The organism is Mycobacterium syngnathidarum, from assembly GCF_001942625.1.
Taxonomy (GTDB): Bacteria; Actinomycetota; Actinomycetes; order Mycobacteriales; family Mycobacteriaceae; genus Mycobacterium; species Mycobacterium syngnathidarum.
Genome location: NZ_MLCL01000062.1, coordinates 204,237 through 223,608 on the forward strand (window position 1 = coordinate 204,237; position 19,372 = coordinate 223,608).

The following is a 19,372-nucleotide window of genomic DNA, read 5'->3' on the forward strand; positions in this document are numbered from 1 at the left end:
CTACAAGCAAAAGCAGCCCCTGGAGATTCCAGGGGCTGCTTTTGGTGAAGACCTAGCTCAGTTCATGTTCCAGGGCTCGCCGTAGGTGGTGACGCTGTCACCGGTGGAGGCGATCAGGCGGGCGAACGGCCGCAGCAGCACCCCACCGGCCGCACCGGTCACCGTGCCGTGCGCGTTGGACACCGCCACACCGCCGGCCGGACCGGCCACGTCCACCGAGAAGGTGGCCACTTCCTGGATACCCGGGCCGTTGCCCAGATCCGCGCTGATCGACACACCCGGGAACAGGTTCGGGGTGATCACCGACTCCAGACCAAACGGCGGACCGGTGATGTCACCATCGTCGATCAAGATGTTCGGGGTGGTGTAGGAGAAGTTGATCCCCACACCGAGTGACCAGGGGAAGCCGATCTGATAGCCCAACTCCAAGGTGCCCTCGAAGTCCTCGGCGCCCGGGCCGGCCACGATGTACTTGGCTCGACCGGAATGGAACCACTCACGGGTCAGCCGGTTGCGGTCCAACGGGAACACACCGTTGAGGAAGGTGTCCCACTGCTGAACGGTCAGCGTCCGGTCCTGACCATCGACCAGGCTCAGCTCATTGTCCAGACCCGCATGGGAAGTGCCCGCGCCTATGAACAAGCCCGCGAAGATCCCGGCCAATGCGGTCACCAATGCAACCAGCACTCGACTGAATGCCTTCATGTTCTCCCTTATATCGCCGGCGCTCCCGGAGGCTCACCGTTTGTGGTCGGCTTCCCGGCCCCCGCAGACCGTATCGCCCCGCAAGACCCACATGTGACAGGGATTAGAGACCCCACATGTTGCTCTTACGTAATGCTCATCGTTGACACGAGGAACATAACGGCACCCCATCGGGGCGGCAACGCGAGCACACATCGGCACGGCTTCATACGGTCGATCGATCAAAATTTGCTGGGAACAAGCTGGAAGCTTGCCCACCACGTCACGACGCTGCGAATTGAGCCGCCCGGCAATGCTGTGACGCCGTTCGCCTTGGTGACGAACTGAGGTACAGACCACAACCGAACGGGGAAGTTTCGCACTGCCACAGGCCGTTCACCTATTCATTGGTGATGTGGCGGAATGTTGTTCCTCAGCCACCGGTCACGGTCGGCATCGTCGTCCGGCGAAGCGGTGTCGCGTTCGTCGGGCGCGATGTCTGGGATCGCTTCACCGAAGATCTTGTTAACTGCGTGGCGGGACGCTTTGTTCGCTTCCGGCATCTTCAATTCCCTTTGTGACTAAGATCACAGACCATCCTAGTCGGCGCTACAACAACCGTTAACCTGCTCTTAACCAGCGGCGTCGCTCTGCCCAACGCTCGTCTGGAAACAAAAACGGCGGCCGATGGCCGCCGTTTTGTCGGAGTTCAGATCTCCAAACTTGATAGCTGGCCGATGACTTGCGCAGCCAGTGGACCTAGGGTGGCCATCCCGTCGCGCACCGCGGCGCGTGACCCGGCGATGTTGACCACCAACGTGCTGCCCGAGACACCGCACAAGCCACGTGACAGGCCCGCATCGGGAATCCCGGCCGAAAGACCCGAAGCCCGCAGCGCCTCGGCGATGCCCAGCAGCTCCCGGTCCAGGATGTCGAGGGTGGCCTCCGGCGTCACATCGCGCGGCGTCACCCCCGTCCCGCCGACCGACACCACCAGATCGACGCCACCGATCACCGCGGTATTCAGCGCGTTGCGGATCTCGACCTCGTCAGCGGCCACCACCACAACCCCGTCGACGACGAAACCGGCTTCGCCCAACAATTCCGTGACCAACGGACCGCTGTGGTCTTCCTCGCCATGTGCGGTGCGATCGTCCACGACGACGACGAGCGCCCGGCCCACCAACTCCCCTGGTTGTTCCATGCCTGCAACCGTATATCCGGCGGCAGACAACGGTGTAGCCAGACGGAGTGTGGCCAAGTTGTCGGACCCGATCACCGTGCTCACTGCTCTGCCCTTCCAAGTGTGACCTCGACGGTCTGCGGTTTGCCCCCCTGGTCCAAGAACGTCAGCGTGACCTTGTCACCAGGGGCCTTGGACCGCACCGCGGCCACAAGGGCGTCAGCGCTGCCGATCACCCGGTCATCGACCTTGGTGACCACCACACCGCTGGGCAGCCCGGCCGCCGACGCGGCCCCGCCGTTGGTGACCTCGACGATCTTGGCGCCGTCACTGGTCTTGTCGTTGGCCACCTGCACGCCCAGCGAGGCGTGCGAAGCCGTCCCGTTCTGGATCAGCTCGTCGGCGATGCGCTTGGCTTGATCGACCGGAATGGCGAAGCCCAGCCCGATCGAACCGCTCTGTGCCTGAGCCGAATCGCCCCCCATGGTGGCGATCGCCGAGTTGATGCCGACCAGCTCGCCGTTCATGTTGACCAGCGCGCCACCGGAGTTACCCGGATTGATTGCGGCGTCGGTCTGAATGGCGTCGAGCACCGTGTTCTGGTTGCGGGTGTCGCCGCCGGCCGCGACCGGCCGGTTCAGCGCGCTGACGATGCCGGTGGTGACGGTGCCTTCCAGCCCCAGCGGCGACCCGATCGCGACGACGTCCTGGCCCACCCGCAAGCTGCTCGACGACCCGAGGGTGACGGGGGTCAGACCCGAGACGTCCTGCGCCCGCACGACAGCGATGTCACTGCTGGGATCGGTGCCGACGACGGTGAAGGGCTTGTTGGATCCATCGGAGAACGTGACCTTGGTTCGGGCGCCCACCGGTGCCGCCCCAGGCAAGGGCGACGAGGAAGCGGCGCCCGGCTTGGCAGCCTGCACCACGTGGTTGTTGGTCAGGATGAGGCCGTCGGCGGTGAGGATGATGCCCGAGCCTTCCTCGGACGCGCGGCCCAGATCCGTCTCGAGCTTGACCACACTCGGCACCACCTTGGCCGCGACCTGCTCGACCGAGCCCGGTGGCAGCGCCGCCGCGGGGACGGTCGGTGCGGCACCGAGCCCCTGGGTACCCAACCGAGGGTGGTCGTCCTGCACCAGGGTCGCGACGCCGCCGCCGACGCCGGCGGAGACCACGGCCACCGCGAGCGCCCCGGCGACCAGGCCGGCCTTGGAACGTTTCTTGGCCGGGACGGGCTGTGGGCCGGCCGGAACGCGGTACGGGTCATACGGTGCGCGGTAGGCCTGCTGCTGAGTCTGTTGCGGGTGCTGCTGTTGACGCGCGTATCGCCAGTCATAGGGCTGTGACTGGTAGGGGTCAGGACGCGCACCGGCGTATCCGGGGGCAACGCCGCCGGAGTGCTGCTCCGGCTGGTGGGGGTACCTCGGGTGGTTCGTCATTGTGCTGCGTGCTCTTCTCTTGTAATAAGGTCCGCCGGCCAGTGACGCCAGCCCGGTCCGACCCGTTTGTCCAACCCTCGTGTCTTCGATTCGTCCAATTCGTCAAACGAACTTGTCGTCACTCAGGTTGCCCAGATGGGCTGAGAATCCACTTAGAGATCTCTGACCCATCCATGACCAGTCCCCCGACCGATACAACTGTCTCATCTTTTCTCCGCGCCGACGGTGTACCCACCACCGGCTCCCGGCATGTGTGTCGCCTCGCCGGCTGGGATGGGCTGCCCCGGCAGGACCATGTGGAACGAGGCCCCCGGCGGCGTGCCGCCGGGCACAGTCTCGTCAATCCGCAGTGCCCCACCGTGTTTGAGCACCACTTGCTGGACGATAGCCAATCCGAGGCCGGATCCCGGCATTGCCCTCGCCGCGTCCGATCGGTAGAAGCGCTCGAACACCAGCGCCCGTTCCTGTGGCGGGATACCGGGGCCGTGGTCGGAAACCACCAACTCGGCGTGCGTGGGGTCGACTTGGTGCAATCGCACACCGACGCGTCCGCCGGCCGGGCTCCACTTGGCGGCGTTGTCGAGCAGGTTGAGTACCGCGCGGCCCAGACCGGGCGCGTCGCCGAACACCTGCCACCCGGTGACGTCGACATCGAATTCGATGTCGTTGCGGCGGCGGCGGACCCGTTCCAGGCTGCGGTCGACGACCTCCGACATGTCGACGGGTTCCGGCGTGATGTCGCCGGCGTCGTCGCGGGTCAGATCGACAAGGTCGCCGACCAAGGTGGACAGCTCCTCGATCTGTGCGATCACATCCTGCTGCAGCCCATCCATCTCGTCCCTCGGCAGCGGCGGCGCCCCGGGTGCCTGCGAGGCCATCAACAGCTCGACGTTGGTACGCAATGAGGTCAGCGGTGTACGCAGTTCGTGCCCGGCGTCCGACACCAGCCGGGATTGGCGTTCCCTCGACTCGGCCAGCGCTCGCAGCATCATGTTGAATGCCTCGGTGAGCCGGGCCAGCTCGTCGCTGCCGACCACCGGGATGGGCCGCAGATCGTCGGTGCGGGCCACCCGCTCAGCGGCTTCGGTGAGTCTGCCCACCGGTCTGAGCCCGGCTCTGGCCACCGCACCACCTGCCATGGCGGCCACCGCCACCCCGACGCCGCCGACGATCAGCAGCACCGTGCCCAGCCGTCGGAGCACTTGGACAGTGGGTGCCAGGCTCTTGGAGATCAGCAGCGAGCTGCCGTTGGCCAGATGCACCGCGAGCACCCGTTGGTGGTTGGCAGTGCGTAGCGACATCAGCAGTTCACCCGAGATGACGTCTTTCTCGGCCTTGCCCAGCGGCAGCATCTGGCCCTGTTGATTGGCGGTGTAGATGGAGCGGCCCGGGATCACCAGCATCGCGTTGACGTCGGAGTACGCCGTGCCCTCGATGGCCTTGCCAGGGTCGGCGGCCAGCGATCCGCTCTCGATCAGCAACCGGGCCCGGCTGTGCAGCTGGTTGTCGAGGTCGTCGTAGAGGGCGCGGGACACCACGGCGTAGACCGCGACCGCCATCAGCACCACCACCATGGCCACCATCGACATCGCAAGCATCATCACGCGCCAGCGCAATGACAGAGAGCTGGTGTTCCGGAGGACGGCGGCGGGCCGCCCGATGTTCACGGGGGTGGTTCGACCGTTGTTCTCGTTGAGTGCCATCAAGTCAGGGGGGTGTTTCGCGCAGCACGTAACCGACGCCGCGCACGGTATGGATCAGCCGCGGCTCGCCGTCGGCCTCGGTCTTGCGTCGCAGGTAACCGATGTACACCTCGAGGGCGTTGCCGGAGGTCGGGAAGTCGAACCCCCACACCTCTTCGAGGATGCGGCTACGGGTGAGCACCCGCCGCGGATTGGCGATCAGCATTTCCAGCAGCGAGAACTCGGTGCGGGTGAGGCTGATCTGGCGTTGGCCGCGGGTCACCTCACGGGTCACCGGATCAAGCGTCAGGTCCGTGAACGACATCTTCTGCGAGTCGGCGCCGTCGTCGCTGACGGTCCGCCGCAACAACGCGCGCATCCGGGCCAGAAGTTCTTCGAGCGCGAACGGCTTGGGCAGGTAATCGTCTGCACCGGCATCCAGACCGGCGACCCGCTCGGAGACCGAGTCGCGGGCCGTCAACACCAGGATCGGCAGATCGTCACCTGTGCTGCGAAGCTGCCGGCAGACCTCCAAGCCATCCAGTCGCGGCATCATCACGTCCAGAACCACAGCGTCAGGCCGGTCATTGGCAATCGCTTCGAGCGCTTCGACCCCATCCTGGGCGAGCTCGACCGAGTAACCATTGAAAGAAAGCGACCGGCGCAGGGATTCGCGCACAGCGCGATCGTCGTCAACGACAAGAATGCGCACAGGCACAGTTTCAACCCGCTGTCTGAGAGTGGGCTGAGAGGCGCGCCGCAAATTCGCCGAGCGTTTTTCCAGCCTGGACCAACCCTGAGCACGACAAAAAGCGCTACCACCGAGTGGTAGCGCTTTTTGTAAAGTGTCTGCGGGTTCTAGCGCTTGTCGAGGTCGACAAGGCCGAGACGAGCGGCCTTGAGCAGACGGCGCGGCACCTTGTGCTGCTGACCGGCGACATTGACGCCGACGAGGCCGGTGGCCTCAGCCTTCCACTGCGCGCGCCGGCTACGGGTGTTCGCGCGCGACATTCTGCGCTTGGGCACAGCCATGACGTGCATCTCCTTGCTCTGGGTTGTTGCCGCGCGTATCGAAATCAGCTCACCGCGGGCGACGATTAGGTACAGACTAGCGGTTGACCTGCGTCGGCTCCAAAACGTGGGTGATTTCTGCGCCGAGCACGGGGAGCACCCCTTGACGTGGGACCGGCGGTACCCGTTAACCTACCGGTTGGTTGGGTCCCTTACGGCGTTGACGGGAGTACGTGTGCCACCAGTAGTACGGATCGGCAACTGTTCGGGGTTCTACGGCGACCGGCTCTCCGCGATGCACGACATGCTCACCGGTGGTGAGCTGGACTATCTGACCGGCGACTACCTCGCCGAACTCACCATGCTGATCCTGGCCCGCGACCGGGCCAAGAACCCCGACCGCGGCTACGCCAAAACCTTCCTGACCCAGTTGGAAGGGTCCCTCGGCCTGGCGCTGGAGAACGGCGTGAAGATCGTGGCCAACGCCGGTGGGCTGAACCCGGCTGGGCTGGCCGCCGCGGTCCGGGCTCTGGCCGAGCGGCTGGGCCTCGACGTCAAAGTCGCCCACGTCGAGGGCGACGACCTGGTGGGGCGCGCTTCCGAACTCGGGCTCGGCACACCCCTGGCCGCCAACGCCTACCTGGGCGCGTGGGGCATCGTCGACTGCCTCGATTCCGGCGCCGACGTCGTCGTGACCGGCCGCGTGACCGATGCGTCGGTGATCGTCGGGCCCGCGGCCGCGCACTTCGGCTGGAAGACCACCGACTACGACGCGCTCGCCGGGGCCGTGGCCGCCGGTCACGTGATCGAGTGCGGCACCCAGGCCACCGGCGGCAATTACTCCTTCTTCGGCGAGATCGCCGATCTCGCGCGTCCCGGGTTCCCCATCGCCGAGATCGCCGCCGACGGCTCGTCGGTGATCACCAAACACCCCGGTACCGGCGGGCAGGTCAGCGTCGGCACGGTGACCGCGCAGCTGCTCTACGAGATCACCGGCGCCCGCTACGCCAATCCCGACGTGACGCTGCGGGTGGATTCGCTGCAGTTGAGCCAGGAGGGTCCCGACCGGGTCCGCATCTCCGGGGTGACCGGCGAGGCCCCGCCGCCCACGCTCAAGGTGTCGTGCAACAGCATCGGCGGATTCCGCAACGCCGCCACGTTCGTGCTGACCGGCCTGGACATCGAGGCCAAGGCGGCGCTGATCCGCAGTCAGCTGGAAGCCGGCATCAAAGTCCGCCCGGCTGAACTGGAGTGGACGCTGGCCCGCACGGACCATCCCGACGCCGATACCGAGGAGGCCGCGAGCGCGCTGCTGCATTGGGTGGTCCGCGACCCCGATCCCAACGTGGTCGGACGTCAGTTCTCGGCGGCAGGCGTGGAACTCGCGCTGGCGAGCTATCCCGGCTTCACCACCACCGCCCCGCCGGGCGACGGCCAGATCTACGGCGTGTTCGTACCCGGCTACGTCGACGCCACCGAGGTGCCGCACATCGCCGTGCATGCCGACGGCACCCGGATTGGTATCGCACCGGCGACCGAAACACAGCCGCTGACACCGGTTTCCGATCCTGAACTGCCCGCGGCACTTCCGACTGGCGCCACTCGCCGCGCCCCGCTCGGCACCATCGCCGGCGCCCGCAGCGGCGACAAAGGCGGATCGGCCAATGTCGGCGTGTGGGTACGCACTGACGAGCAGTGGCGCTGGCTGGCCCACACCCTGACCGTCGACAAGCTGCGTGAATTACTGCCCGAGACAGCCGATCTGCCGGTCACCCGGCACCTGCTGCCGAATCTTCGGGCCGTGAACTTTGTGATCGAAGGCATTCTCGGCCAGGGCGTGGCCTATCAAGCCCGGTTCGATCCGCAGGCCAAGGGGCTGGGCGAATGGTTGCGCAGCCGTCATCTCGATATCCCGGAGGAACTCATCAAGTGAGCATCTGGACTTCGCCCGAGCGTGAGGCATTGCGCAAGACCGTGCGCAGTTTCGCCGAGCGTGAGGTGCTGCCCCACGCCGCCGAGTGGGAGCGCACCGGCGAACTGCCGCGCGAACTGCACCGCAAGGCCGGCGAGGCCGGGCTGCTCGGCGCCAACTTCCCCGAGTCCGCCGGAGGTGGCGGCGGCGACGGGGCCGACGCGGTGATCATCTGCGAGGAAATGCATTACGCGGGTGCGCCCGGCGGCGTGTTCGCCTCGCTGTTCACCTGCGGCATCGCGGTGCCGCACATGATCGCCTCGGGCGATGAGCGCCTGATCGAGGCGTACGTCAAGCCCACGCTGCGCGGCGAGAAGATCGGGTCGCTGGCCATCACCGAACCGGGCGGTGGCTCCGACGTCGGGCACCTGACCACGAAGGCCACCCGTGATGGGGACGACTACATCCTCAACGGCGCCAAGACCTACATCACCTCCGGTGTGCGCGCGGACTATGTCGTCACGGCGTCACGCACCGGCGGACCGGGAGCGGCAGGCGTCTCCCTGATCGTGGTGGACAAAGGCACGCCCGGATTTGAGGTCAGCCGCAAGCTCGACAAGATGGGTTGGCGCTCAAGCGATACCGCCGAGCTGTCCTACACCGACGTCCGGGTCCCGGTGACCAACCTGATCGGCGCCGAGAACTCGGGCTTCTTCCAGATCGCCGCCGCGTTCGTATCCGAACGAGTGGGCCTGGCCGTACAGGCCTACGCCAGCGCGCAGCGCTGCCTGGATCTGACCGTCGAGTGGTGCCGCAACCGCGAAACGTTCGGCAAGCCACTGGTTTCCCGCCAGTCGGTGCAGAACACGCTGGCTGAGATGGCCCGCCGGATCGACGTGGCCCGGGTGTACACGCGTCACGTGGTCGAGCGGCAGCTGGCCGGTGAGACCAATTTGATCACCGAGGTGTGTTTCGCCAAGAACACCGCCGTGGAGACCGGTGAGTGGGTGGCCAACCAGGCGGTCCAGCTGTTCGGCGGGATGGGCTACATGGCCGAGTCGGAGGTCGAGCGCCAGTACCGTGACATGCGCATCCTGGGCATCGGCGGCGGCACCACCGAGATCCTGACCTCGTTGGCCGCAAAGACATTGGGGTTCCAGTCATGACCACCCTGAAATCGACGATCGATCCCCGCTCCGATGGGTTCACCGAGGCCGCCGAGGCGATGGCCACCAAGCTGGCCGAACTCGAGGCCGAGCATGCCAAGGCCCTGGCCGGCGGCGGGCCCAAGTACGTGGACCGCCACCACGGCCGCGGCAAGCTCACCGCGCGAGAGCGGGTGGAGCTGCTACTGGACCCCGACTCGCCGTTCCTGGAGCTGAGCCCCTTGGCGGCCTGGGGCAGCGACTTCGTCGTGGGCGCCAGCCTGGTCACCGGCATCGGCGTGGTCGAAGGCGTCGAGTGCTTGATCGTGGCCAACGATCCCACCGTCAAAGGCGGGACCAGCAACCCGTGGACGCTGAAGAAGATATTGCGCGCCAATCAGATTGCGCGCGAGAACCGGTTGCCGGTGATCTCGATGGTCGAGTCGGGCGGCGCGGACCTGCCGACGCAGAAGGAGATCTTCATCCCGGGCGGGGCAATGTTCCGCGACCTGACCAAACTCTCGGCTGCGGGTATTCCGACCATCGCGCTGGTATTCGGTAACTCCACCGCAGGCGGTGCCTACATCCCCGGCATGTCCGATCACGTGGTGATGATCAAGGAACGCTCCAAGGTGTTCCTGGCCGGGCCGCCGCTGGTCAAGATGGCCACCGGTGAGGAGTCGGACGACGAGGCGCTCGGCGGGGCCGAGATGCACGCCCGCACTTCGGGTCTCGGGGACTACCTCGCCAACGACGAACTCGACGCCATCCGGATCGGCCGGCGCATCGTGGCCCGGCTGAACTGGCACAAGAAGGGGCCGGTGCCCGCGCCGGTGGTCGAGCCGCTGTTCGATCCCGAGGAGCTCGTCGGCGTCGTGCCGACCGATCTGCGGATCCCGTTCGACCCGCGAGATGTCATCGCCCGCATTGTGGACGGCTCGGATTTCGACGAGTTCAAGCCGGCGTACGGCTCATCGCTGGTGACCGGGTGGGCCACGCTGTGGGGGTACCCGGTCGGCATCCTGGCCAATGCCCGCGGAGTGCTGTTCAGCGAGGAATCCCAGAAGGCCACCCAGTTCATCCAGCTGGCGAACCGCTCCAACACGCCATTGTTGTTCCTGCACAACACCACCGGCTACATGGTCGGCAAGGCGTACGAGGAAGGCGGGATGATCAAGCACGGCTCGATGATGATCAACGCCGTGTCCAATTCGACGGTGCCGCACATCTCACTGCTGATGGGCGCCTCGTACGGCGCCGGGTACTACGGCATGTGCGGGCGCGCGTTCGATCCCCGGTTCCTGTTCGCCTGGCCCAGTGCCAAGTCCGCCGTGATGGGCGGCACGCAACTGGCCGGGGTGCTCTCGATCGTCAGCCGCGCCGCCGCCGAGGCGCGCGGCCAGCAGGTCGACGAGGCCGCTGATGCCGCTTTGCGTGCTGCGGTCGAGGCACAGATCGAGGCCGAGTCGCTGCCGATGTTCCTGTCCGGCCGGCTCTACGACGACGGGGTGATCGATCCCCGCGACACCCGCACCGTGCTGGGAATGTGCTTGTCCGCCATTGCGAATGGACCGATCGAGGGGACGTCGAACTTCGGCGTCTTCAGGATGTGAGCGCTTATGCCTACCTTGCACGTCGAAACTGAGCTTATGTGCGAGATTTCGACGATTCTTCGACCACAAGCTCAGGTTCGGTGACAATGATTACGAGAGTTCTGGTCGCCAACCGCGGCGAGATCGCCCGCCGGGTGTTCGAGACCTGCCGCCGTCTGGGTATCGGCACCGTCGCGGTGTACACCGACCCTGACGCCGGCTCCCCGCACGTCGCCGAGGCCGACGCCCGGGTACGCCTGGAGGGCAACAACGGCTACCTCGATTCCGCCCAGATCATCGCCGCGGCCAAGGCTTCCGGTGCCGACGCCATCCACCCCGGCTATGGCTTCCTGTCCGAGAACCCGGATTTCGCGGCCGCCGTGATCGAGGCCGGGCTGAGCTGGATCGGTCCTCCGGTCAACGCCGTGCAGGCCATGGGCTCCAAGATCGAGGCCAAGAAGATGATGGCCGCGGCCGGGGTTCCGGTGCTGACCGAGCTCGACCCCGCGACCGTGACGGCTGATCAGCTTCCGGTCCTGGTGAAGGCCTCGGCAGGCGGCGGTGGCCGTGGTATGCGTGTAGTGCGCGAACTGTCGGACCTGGCAAGCGAAGTGGCCGCGGCCCAGCGTGAGGCGCAGTCGGCATTCGGTGATCCGACCGTGTTCTGCGAGCGCTACCTGGCGGCCGGCCATCACGTCGAGGTGCAGGTGCTGGCCGATCAGCACGGCACAGTGTGGGCGGTCGGTGAGCGCGAGTGCTCAATCCAGCGTCGCCATCAGAAGGTCATCGAGGAAGCACCGTCACCTCTCGTCGAGCGCACTCCTGGAATGCGCGAGAAGTTGTTCGACGCCGCCCGGTTGGCCGCCGAGGCGATCGGCTACGCCGGTGCGGGCACGGTCGAGTTCATGGCGGACGAGCAGGGCGATTTCTTCTTCCTGGAGATGAACACCCGCCTGCAGGTCGAACATCCGGTCACCGAGGCCACCACCGGGCTCGACCTCGTCGAGCTGCAGATCCTGGCCGCCGACGGTGGACGCCTCGACGCCGAGCCCCCGGCCTCCCGCGGCTCGTCGATCGAGGTCCGGCTGTACGCCGAGGATCCGGCCAAAGGCTGGCAGCCGCAGGCCGGCACCGTGCATCGGTTCGACGTCCCCGGGCAGGTGCGCGTCGACACCGGCATCGTGGACGGCTCGGTGGTGTCGATCTTCTACGACCCCATGTTGGCCAAGGTCATCTCGTACGCCCCGACCCGCCGCCAGGCAGCCACTGTGCTGGCCGATGCGTTGGCCCGCACCCGGATTCACGGGCTGCGGACCAACCGCGATCTGCTGGTGAATGTGCTGCGGCATCCGGCGTTCCTGGACGGGGCCACCGACACGGCGTTCTTCGACACGCACGGCCTCGATACTCTGGCCGCCCCCCTGGCCGACGTTGGTGTGGTGACACTATCGGCGCTCGCCGCTGCCCTGGCCGACGCCGCGCACAACCGCAGCACCGCACGCGTTTTCGGTGCCGCGCCGAGCGGCTGGCGCAATCTGGCCTCGGGCTATCAGTCGCGGACCTACCGCGATGCCGCGGGCGACGAAGTTCCGGTGCGCTACCGGTTCACCCGCACAGGGGTGGACCTGCCCGACGACGACGGCGTTTCGCTCCTGTCGGCGACACCGGATCGGGTGGTGCTGTCCGTGAACGGGGTTGATCGCACGTTCGATGTGGCGACCTATGGCGATCAGGTGTTCGTCGACTCTCCGCTCGGCCCCGTCCAGCTCACCGCGCTGCCCCGCTTCCCCGATCCGGACGACGCGGTCGCGCACGGCTCACTGCTGGCACCGATGCCCGGTTCGGTGGTGCGGGTCGGTGCCGCGGTCGGCGAAACCGTCACCGCCGGGCAGCCACTCATCTGGCTGGAAGCCATGAAAATGGAACACACCATCGCCGCACCCGAAGACGGGGTTCTGGCCGAACTCAATGTCGCCGCCGGCCAGCAGGTCGAGGTCGGCGCCATCCTTGCCCGAGTAGAGAACCCTGAAGGAGAACAGGCATGAGCTTCATCGAAACCGAGGAACAGAAGGCCCTGCGCCAGGCGGTGGCTGCGATGGTCGCCAACTACGGGCAGGACTATTACCTGGAGAAGGCCCGCGCCGGTGAGCACACCACCGAATTGTGGAATGAGGCAGGCAAACTTGGCTTCATCGGGGTGAACCTGCCCGAGGAGTATGGCGGCGGCGGGGCCGGCATGTACGAACTGTCCCTGGTGATGGAGGAGATGGCGGCCGGCGGTTCGGCGCTGCTGATGATGGTGGTCTCCCCCGCCATCAACGGCACGATCATCTCCAAGTTCGGCACCGAGGAACAGAAGAAGCGCTGGATCCCCGGCATCGCCGACGGGTCGATCACCATGGCCTTCGCGATCACCGAGCCTGACGCGGGTTCCAACAGCCACCGGATCACCACCACCGCCCGTCGCGACGGCAGCGATTGGATCCTCAAGGGCCAGAAGACGTTCATCTCCGGCATCGACCAGGCCCAGGCCGTGCTCGTCGTCGGCCGCACTGAGGACCACAAGACCGGCAATCTCAAGCCCGCACTGTTCGTCATTCCGACGGATACCCCGGGCCTGAGCTGGACCGCGATCGACATGGAGATCATCAGTCCGGAGAGCCAGTTCCAGGTGTTCTTCGACGACGTGCGACTGCCGGCCGATGCGCTGGTCGGTTCGGAGGACGCGGCGATCGCCCAACTGTTCGCGGGCCTGAACCCCGAGCGGATCATGGGTTCGGCCATGGCGGTCGGCACCGGCCGGCTGGCCATCGCGAAGGCGACCGACTATCTGAAGACCCGCCAGGTCTGGAAGGTTCCGATCGGCTCACATCAGGGCCTGTCGCACCCACTGGCACAGATCCACATCGAGGTCGAACTGGCCAAGCTGATGATGCAGAAGGCCGCCACTCTGTACGACGCCGGCGATGACTTCGGCGCTGCGGAAGCGGCCAACATGGCCAAGTACGCCGCAGGCGAGGCCTCGGTGCGTGCGGTGGATCAGGCCGTCCAGTCTCTCGGCGGCAACGGCCTGACCAAGGAATACGGCATCGCCGCAGCCGTCACGGCGTCGCGGCTGGCCCGCATCGCCCCGGTGAGCCGGGAGATGATCCTGAACTTCGTCGCCCAGACGTCACTCGGCCTGCCTCGCTCATACTGACGGGCCGATGATGACGTCTTTGGTTCACCACAACGTCGACGGGGCCGTCGCCCGGTTGACGCTGGACTCCCCGCACAATCGCAACGCACTGTCCACGGCACTGGTCGAGCAATTGCTCCAGGGCTTCTCTGACGCCGCCGCAGAGCCCGGTGTCCGGGTGGTGGTGCTCGGGCACAACGGTGGAACATTCTGCGCCGGAGCCGATCTCAGCGAGGCCGCCGGACAGGATCCCGGGGAGATCGCTGTCGGCCGGGCCCGGGAGATGACCAAGCTGCTGCGGGCGATCTTGGAACTGCCGGTTCCGGTGATCGGTGCGATCGACGGGCATGTGCGGGCCGGCGGGATGGGGCTCGTCGGCGCGTGCGATCTCGTCGTCGCAGGTCCGCAGAGCACGTTCGCGCTGACCGAGGCACGTATCGGCGTTGCGCCGTCGATCATTTCGCTGACGCTGTTGCCGAAGTTGTCGCCCCGGGCGGCGGGACGCTACTTCGTCACCGGTGAGAAGTTCGGCGCCGCCGAGGCGGCCGAGATCGGGTTGATCACGCAGTCCGCTGATGACGTCGAGGCGACGGTGGCCGCGGTGGCGGGTGAGATCGCGAAGGGGTCACCGCAGGGGCTGGCGACGTCGAAGGCGCTGACAACGGCAGCGATCCTGCGTGGGTTCGATCGGGACGCCGAGGATTTGACCCGGCAATCAGCTCAACTGTTCGTCTCCGACGAGGCCCGCGAGGGCATGATGGCCTTCCTGCAGAAGCGTCCGCCGAGCTGGGTGAGCTGACTTTGTCACGCTGGAGTGGCACTCGGGGCCGAGCGCCACTCCAGCGTGACAGTCGCGGGCTCAGTTAACTTTTGCCCGGCGACTCGGGCCTACGCCAGTCGCCTTGTTGCCCAGGCAAGTAGACCGATCCGCACCCTGCCCAACCTCCCTATTCACGAGGCGAATCCGCGCCACCGACTGCTGGCAACGAGCCGCTTGCAGCAGGTCAGCCAGTGTCGGCGGAGTTGACGGTAGTTGCCTGCGACAGCAAACGTCCTGGCGCCCCTGTCACGGAGTTCGTCGCAGTTCTACCGTTTCTTGTGCGGACGTCCTCTGCCGTGCGGTGTATCCCCATGAAAGGCCGGAACCATGGCCGACGATCAGAACAAGGCGATTTCCCGACGGATCTGGGAGGTATTTGCCTCCGGCGACCTCAGCGAGCTGGACGATCTCGTCGCTCCGGGCGCCGCCTTCCACGACACCCAGGATCCATTCGGCGACCAGCGGGGCCCCGAACACATGAAAAGCCTGATGGAGATGTATCGGAAATCGTTCTCCAACATGAGATTTGACATCAAGATGCAACTCGCCGAGGGCGACCACGTGTGCACGATGATCGAAGCGCAAGGCGACAACACCGGCGAGATCATGGGCCAGCCGGCCACCGGCAAGCACAGCCGGATCAACCTGACCGATATCGATCGGATCGAAGACGGCAAGATCGCCGAAAGCTGGGTCACCTGGGACACCCTGGGCATGTTGCAGCAACTCGGCCTGATCCCGGCGGGAGCCCAACAGAAAGCGCCCGCCTAGGACCTGTCAGGCGGGTTCAGGGTCGGCCGCGGCCCTGAACCCGCGACTGGCCATCCCATAGAGTCACCTCACCACTCGATCCGCGCGGCGCCCCGCACGCCCGCGGCAGTTGGCTGCGCGCCGGCAACGCCTGCAACCAAAACGGCCCGCCCACGCGCATCGTGCCGCCACCGCGCCCCGACGGCGACCGCGGCGAATGACAATGCCGTGCAGGCCATGCCCCTCGAGCGACGACCGGTTCCATGGCACATGACCTTGGCCGTTGCGCACAAGATCGCATTCTGGGCAAATTTGCTATTCCGCAAATACTTGTTGCTACAGTATGCAAGCACTTTGTCGGCCAGATCACATATCGAAGGCGGCGCGCTTGATGTCACAGCCCACTCCTCCCCGTCTGTCAATGGCCAAGACCGCTGCCACCACGGCAGCGGTCATTGCTACTACGGCAGCGTTGACCGCAGGCGTCGCGTCCTCCGCACCGGAGGCACTCGCCGCACACAACCGAAGTGTGCAAGCGGAGGTCGAGCTGACGGCGGCGGCGAACCCTGACATCGGCAAGATCCCCGACATCGTCGGGATCTACGGTGTTGGCCCAGTCTTTTGGACCGCACAGGCGCTAGGGATCACGCCCGAGAACGTGATCAAAGCGGCCGGAGGTTTGACCGGCAATACTGCGTTGGCCGACACCGTCATTGGGCTGCTCAACCTGCTCGATGCCATCTCGCCGATCGAAGCCGGCGTCAAGGGCCCGATGCCCAGCGATGTGTACGACGCGGTGAACGGGCTGACTTACACCACTGACGCCCTGGCTCAGCTGCTCGGCGTTCGCGACGGGTCCGTGATGGACAAGATCATCGACTGGCTTGTCGGCAACGCACCCATCCTGAATCAGCGCCGCGCGGTCATCCTGTCCGAGAGCCTGGGTGGACTCACCACGTCGCTGGCGTACCAGGACATGATCAACGCGGTGCAGTCGGACGACCCGAATTGGGGCGTGGGAGTCACCGGTCAGTGGTTGATCTTCGTCAACAACGTCAGCCGCCCCGGCGGGGGGTTATTCGCACTGGCAACACCTTTCACAAACCTCTTCGGCCTGAACCTCACAACGCCCGACGCAGGCAGCTACACCAACCCTGACAAGACCAAGGTCCTCAACACCTCGATCCTCGACATCACCTGGGCCTATAACCCACTGTCGGATGCACCCACCACACTCAATCCGCTGGCATGGGCCAACGCCGCGGCTGCCGGGGTTTTCCTGACCTACCTGCTTCCCGACGAGGACAACAACATCGGCGACCATGTCCTGCCGAAGTTGATCGCCGGCATCGCCGACGGGGTGAAGGTAATGGTCGACCCCACCGGCGGCCAGGGGACTTCGCTCATTCCAGGCCTCGGCAACTTGCTCGAAAGCCTCGGCATCCAGATTCTCGACTTCCCCGGCAACGCCACGTACATCACCTATGACTCAGGCAATCTCCCGTTGCTCGAACCGTTCCGGATGGCTCCGCACCTGCTGAACCTCGTTCCGGGCGTTGACATCCCGACTCCGCTGACCGACAGCGTCGAGGACGCGCTGCGGAAGATGGTGAACATGGGCTATCAGGACGTGAACCCCGCGGACCTGGAGCGCACATTCAACGAAGCCGGTGAGCAGGCCTACCTGTGGCACTCCCCGCTCACTCCGACACAGCAGCTGGAAGCCGTTCAGACGGTCTTCAACGCGCTGGTCGACGGCATCCAGGACAATGCGCTCAACCCGGAGGCCTGGACGCCGGAACTTCCTGGCGCTGACTTCAAGCCGATCGTGCAGAATGCGGTGTCGATGGCGGTGTCCAAGGCGCTGAACGACGCTATCGACGCGATCCAGAAGAATGCCACCGATCCCATGTTCGACGCGGTCGAGAAGGGTCTGGCTCCCGTCACGCACGCGCTCGATGACATCAACGCTCAGATGGAATCCGCCATCGACGGCATGTTGAAGGTCAACGGGTCCACGGCCAACAAGCAATCAACCAAGCAGGCCATCACCGTGGTCCCGTCAGACAACAGCCTGATGAAGACAGTAAGCCTCGAGGCACCCGACAGCGCCGCCACCGCAACTGAAGACGAAGACGCCGACGTGAAGGCTACGCCCGTCAAGGATGTCCTCAAAGGTCTTGGTGTGGACAAGAACTCGCTGCAGACCAAGGCGAAGGCGCGGACCAAGGCCCGCCACGCCGCCGACGCGAGCGACCCCATCAAGAAGTCGGTCAAGGAGACCGTCGCCAAGGTGCGCGGTGCGGTCGATGACGCAGGGAAGGACATCAAGGGCGCCGGCGACGATGCGGGGAAGAAGGTCAAAGACGCCACCAGCGGTCTGAAGAAGGATGCGAAGAAGGCGAAGCCGGCGCAGACCAAGAAGGCCAAGAAGGCCAAGACCGAGAAGAAAGAGAAGTCCAAAGCAGCGGCGTAAACGCTGACAGCCTCGGTGACGCGTCGGTAGCGTGGCCAATATGCCACGCACAGTGCTCGTCACCGGGGCGACCGGCACTCTCGGCCATCATGTAGTTCCTGAGGCGACCGAGGCCGGCCATCATGTCAGGGCGTTGAGCCGTCGGGACCGGGTGGGTTACACGGGCGTGCACTGGCACCAGGCCGACTTGCTCAAGCCTGACTCTCTGGATACCCCGCTCGACGGCGTCGACGTCGTCATCCACTGCGCCACCCAGGCCGCCGGCAGCAAGGACATCAAGGCGGCCCGGAACCTGATCGAGGCGGCGAGACGCAAGGGCGTCGGGCACCTCATCTACATCTCGATCGTCGGGATCGATGACATCCCGCTTCCTTATTACAAGACCAAGCTGCACGTCGAGCAGTCGCTCGAAACGTCGGGCATCGGGTATACGATTCTGCGTGCCACGCAGTTCCACGAGCTAATCGAAAAGATGTTCTCGATCCAACGGTTCTCACCGGTTTTGTGGACTCTGCGCGACGCCCGATTCCAGCCGATCGACACGCGCGACGTGGCGACGCGGCTGGTCAATTTGATCGATTCAGAGCCGGCGAAACGGGTACCTGACATCGGCGGGCCCAGCGTCCACACTCACCCAGAATTGGGAAAGATGTATCTCGCAGCACACAACGGCGTGCGGCGCGTGGCCAGATTCACGATCCCCGGACGCATCGTCGCCGGTTACAGGTCAGGGGCCAACCTAACCCCGGAAAATGCGGTCGACGGCGTATCGTTCCAGGACTATTTGGGTAGCGGCGGATAGCCGGGTTGCGCCGAGAAGCATCGATTCTCGCAACCATGCCGACACAGTTTGGCCATCGGTCTTGCATGTGGCAGCGATCGTCGTAGGCTCGACATCGATGAGCACTTCAGCGCCGCAGGGCAGGTCGATGCGGGCTGCCGACACCGACCGTATCCAGGTGGCGCAGCTGCTCACTGATGCTGCCGCCGCGGGCCGGCTGCCGATGACCGAGTACGAGGACCGGCTAGCAAAGGCTTACGCGGCCGAGACCTACGACGATCTGGCGCGGTTGAGCCGCGACCTTCCCGGCGCGGTGAACTGTTCGGCGGGCCACTGTCGCCCGGCTCCCTCGACGCTGCTGCTGGCGATCATGAGCGGGTTCGAGCGCCGCGGTCGGTGGAACGTGCCGAAGAAATTGACGACGTTCGCACTCTTCGGCGGCGGGGTGGTCGACCTTCGCTACGCCGATTTCACCGCACCCGATGTCGACGTCCGCACCTATTCGATCTTCGGCGGGCAGACCATCCTGGTGCCGCCCGAGGTGAATGTCGATGTTGACGGCGTCGGCGTGATGGGGAACTTCGATCAGAGCGTCGACGGCGACGGCACGGCCGGGGCTCCGCGTGTGCACATCCGCGGTTTCTCGCTCTGGGGCAGCGTCAGCGTCAAACGCAGGAAGCGCCGCAAGAAGACCGACTGAAAGAAATACGCGCGGG

At 65.7% G+C, this 19,372-nt stretch carries 17 protein-coding genes; 10 read left to right on the forward strand and 7 right to left on the reverse strand.

Annotated elements, in window-relative coordinates:
• Window positions 1–57: 57 nt before the first annotated feature.
• The 7 genes from mspA to rpmF all read right to left on the reverse strand — a co-directional run bounded on the left by mspA (window position 58) and on the right by rpmF (window position 6,023).
• A complete protein-coding gene (gene mspA / locus BKG60_RS16605) occupies window positions 58–705 on the reverse strand; it encodes a porin MspA (RefSeq protein WP_075909782.1) in 648 nt (215 codons plus the stop codon).
• 383 nt (window positions 706–1,088) lie between these two features.
• Window positions 1,089–1,247 (reverse strand): hypothetical protein, encoded by a 159-nt coding sequence (locus BKG60_RS31985; protein WP_165617773.1) that lies wholly within the window; start codon window positions 1,245–1,247, stop codon window positions 1,089–1,091.
• A 146-nt stretch (window positions 1,248–1,393) separates the two neighbouring features.
• The gene (locus tag BKG60_RS16610) at window positions 1,394–1,888 is read right to left on the reverse strand and encodes a MogA/MoaB family molybdenum cofactor biosynthesis protein (RefSeq protein ID WP_039324636.1); all 495 of its coding nucleotides are present in this window, start codon (window positions 1,886–1,888) and stop codon (window positions 1,394–1,396) included.
• Between the two features lie 80 nt (window positions 1,889–1,968).
• A complete protein-coding gene (locus BKG60_RS16615) occupies window positions 1,969–3,309 on the reverse strand; it encodes a S1C family serine protease (protein ID WP_070944876.1) in 1,341 nt (446 codons plus the stop codon).
• Between the two features lie 203 nt (window positions 3,310–3,512).
• On the reverse strand, window positions 3,513–5,012 hold the full coding sequence (locus tag BKG60_RS16620) for a HAMP domain-containing sensor histidine kinase (protein ID WP_239252892.1): 1,500 nt from the start codon (window positions 5,010–5,012) through the stop codon (window positions 3,513–3,515).
• A gap of 4 nt (window positions 5,013–5,016) precedes the next feature.
• A complete protein-coding gene (locus BKG60_RS16625; protein WP_043370307.1) occupies window positions 5,017–5,703 on the reverse strand; it encodes a response regulator transcription factor in 687 nt (228 codons plus the stop codon).
• 146 nt (window positions 5,704–5,849) lie between these two features.
• Entirely contained in the window at window positions 5,850–6,023 is a 174-nt protein-coding gene (gene rpmF, locus BKG60_RS16630) for a 50S ribosomal protein L32 (protein WP_003885704.1), read from the reverse strand.
• Between the two features lie 214 nt (window positions 6,024–6,237).
• Between rpmF and BKG60_RS16635 the strand changes: the two genes are divergently transcribed.
• From BKG60_RS16635 to BKG60_RS16680, 10 genes are all read left to right on the forward strand, one after another.
• Window positions 6,238–7,935: an acyclic terpene utilization AtuA family protein gene (locus BKG60_RS16635; protein WP_070944875.1), complete on the forward strand. Its 1,698-nt coding sequence runs from the start codon at window positions 6,238–6,240 to the stop codon at window positions 7,933–7,935.
• Entirely contained in the window at window positions 7,932–9,080 is a 1,149-nt protein-coding gene (locus BKG60_RS16640; protein ID WP_070944874.1) for an acyl-CoA dehydrogenase family protein, read from the forward strand. Before BKG60_RS16635 ends, BKG60_RS16640 begins: the two co-directional genes overlap by 4 nt.
• Window positions 9,077–10,672, forward strand: coding sequence for an acyl-CoA carboxylase subunit beta (locus BKG60_RS16645; RefSeq protein ID WP_070944873.1), 1,596 nt, complete (start codon window positions 9,077–9,079; stop codon window positions 10,670–10,672). Before BKG60_RS16640 ends, BKG60_RS16645 begins: the two co-directional genes overlap by 4 nt.
• Window positions 10,673–10,758: 86 nt before the next feature.
• On the forward strand, window positions 10,759–12,696 hold the full coding sequence (locus tag BKG60_RS16650) for an ATP-binding protein (RefSeq protein ID WP_070944872.1): 1,938 nt from the start codon (window positions 10,759–10,761) through the stop codon (window positions 12,694–12,696).
• A complete protein-coding gene (locus BKG60_RS16655; RefSeq protein WP_070187081.1) occupies window positions 12,693–13,850 on the forward strand; it encodes an acyl-CoA dehydrogenase family protein in 1,158 nt (385 codons plus the stop codon). The genes BKG60_RS16650 and BKG60_RS16655 overlap by 4 nt, the downstream gene beginning before the upstream one ends.
• Window positions 13,851–13,860: 10 nt before the next feature.
• On the forward strand, window positions 13,861–14,628 hold the full coding sequence (locus BKG60_RS16660) for an enoyl-CoA hydratase family protein (protein WP_070944902.1): 768 nt from the start codon (window positions 13,861–13,863) through the stop codon (window positions 14,626–14,628).
• Between the two features lie 348 nt (window positions 14,629–14,976).
• Window positions 14,977–15,420 (forward strand): ester cyclase, encoded by a 444-nt coding sequence (locus BKG60_RS16665; protein ID WP_070944871.1) that lies wholly within the window; start codon window positions 14,977–14,979, stop codon window positions 15,418–15,420.
• Window positions 15,421–15,820: 400 nt separating this feature from the next.
• Entirely contained in the window at window positions 15,821–17,875 is a 2,055-nt protein-coding gene (locus BKG60_RS16670) for an alpha/beta hydrolase family protein (RefSeq protein ID WP_207549567.1), read from the forward strand.
• Between the two features lie 40 nt (window positions 17,876–17,915).
• On the forward strand, window positions 17,916–18,677 hold the full coding sequence (locus BKG60_RS16675) for an SDR family oxidoreductase (protein ID WP_070944869.1): 762 nt from the start codon (window positions 17,916–17,918) through the stop codon (window positions 18,675–18,677).
• Between the two features lie 97 nt (window positions 18,678–18,774).
• Window positions 18,775–19,356, forward strand: a complete 582-nt coding sequence (locus BKG60_RS16680; RefSeq protein ID WP_070189282.1) for a DUF1707 SHOCT-like domain-containing protein — start codon at window positions 18,775–18,777, stop codon at window positions 19,354–19,356.
• Window positions 19,357–19,372: the final 16 nt, after the last annotated feature.

What these genes read in the sequence shown, in the direction of transcription:
- rpmF (WP_003885704.1), bottom strand. Translation starts at nt 6,023, where the DNA reads ATGGCTGTGCCCAAGCGCAGAATGTCGCGCGCGAACACCCGTAGCCGG.
- BKG60_RS16620 (WP_239252892.1), bottom strand. Translation starts at nt 5,012, where the DNA reads ATGGCACTCAACGAGAACAACGGTCGAACCACCCCCGTGAACATCGGG.
- BKG60_RS16615 (WP_070944876.1), bottom strand. Translation starts at nt 3,309, where the DNA reads ATGACGAACCACCCGAGGTACCCCCACCAGCCGGAGCAGCACTCCGGC.
- BKG60_RS16675 (WP_070944869.1), top strand. Translation starts at nt 17,916, where the DNA reads ATGCCACGCACAGTGCTCGTCACCGGGGCGACCGGCACTCTCGGCCAT.
- BKG60_RS16610 (WP_039324636.1), bottom strand. Translation starts at nt 1,888, where the DNA reads ATGGAACAACCAGGGGAGTTGGTGGGCCGGGCGCTCGTCGTCGTCGTG.
- BKG60_RS16670 (WP_207549567.1), top strand. Translation starts at nt 15,821, where the DNA reads ATGGCCAAGACCGCTGCCACCACGGCAGCGGTCATTGCTACTACGGCA.
- mspA (WP_075909782.1), bottom strand. Translation starts at nt 705, where the DNA reads ATGAAGGCATTCAGTCGAGTGCTGGTTGCATTGGTGACCGCATTGGCC.
- BKG60_RS16645 (WP_070944873.1), top strand. Translation starts at nt 9,077, where the DNA reads ATGACCACCCTGAAATCGACGATCGATCCCCGCTCCGATGGGTTCACC.
- BKG60_RS16665 (WP_070944871.1), top strand. Translation starts at nt 14,977, where the DNA reads ATGGCCGACGATCAGAACAAGGCGATTTCCCGACGGATCTGGGAGGTA.
- BKG60_RS16655 (WP_070187081.1), top strand. Translation starts at nt 12,693, where the DNA reads ATGAGCTTCATCGAAACCGAGGAACAGAAGGCCCTGCGCCAGGCGGTG.
- BKG60_RS16650 (WP_070944872.1), top strand. Translation starts at nt 10,759, where the DNA reads ATGATTACGAGAGTTCTGGTCGCCAACCGCGGCGAGATCGCCCGCCGG.
- BKG60_RS31985 (WP_165617773.1), bottom strand. Translation starts at nt 1,247, where the DNA reads ATGCCGGAAGCGAACAAAGCGTCCCGCCACGCAGTTAACAAGATCTTC.
- BKG60_RS16680 (WP_070189282.1), top strand. Translation starts at nt 18,775, where the DNA reads ATGAGCACTTCAGCGCCGCAGGGCAGGTCGATGCGGGCTGCCGACACC.
- BKG60_RS16660 (WP_070944902.1), top strand. Translation starts at nt 13,861, where the DNA reads ATGACGTCTTTGGTTCACCACAACGTCGACGGGGCCGTCGCCCGGTTG.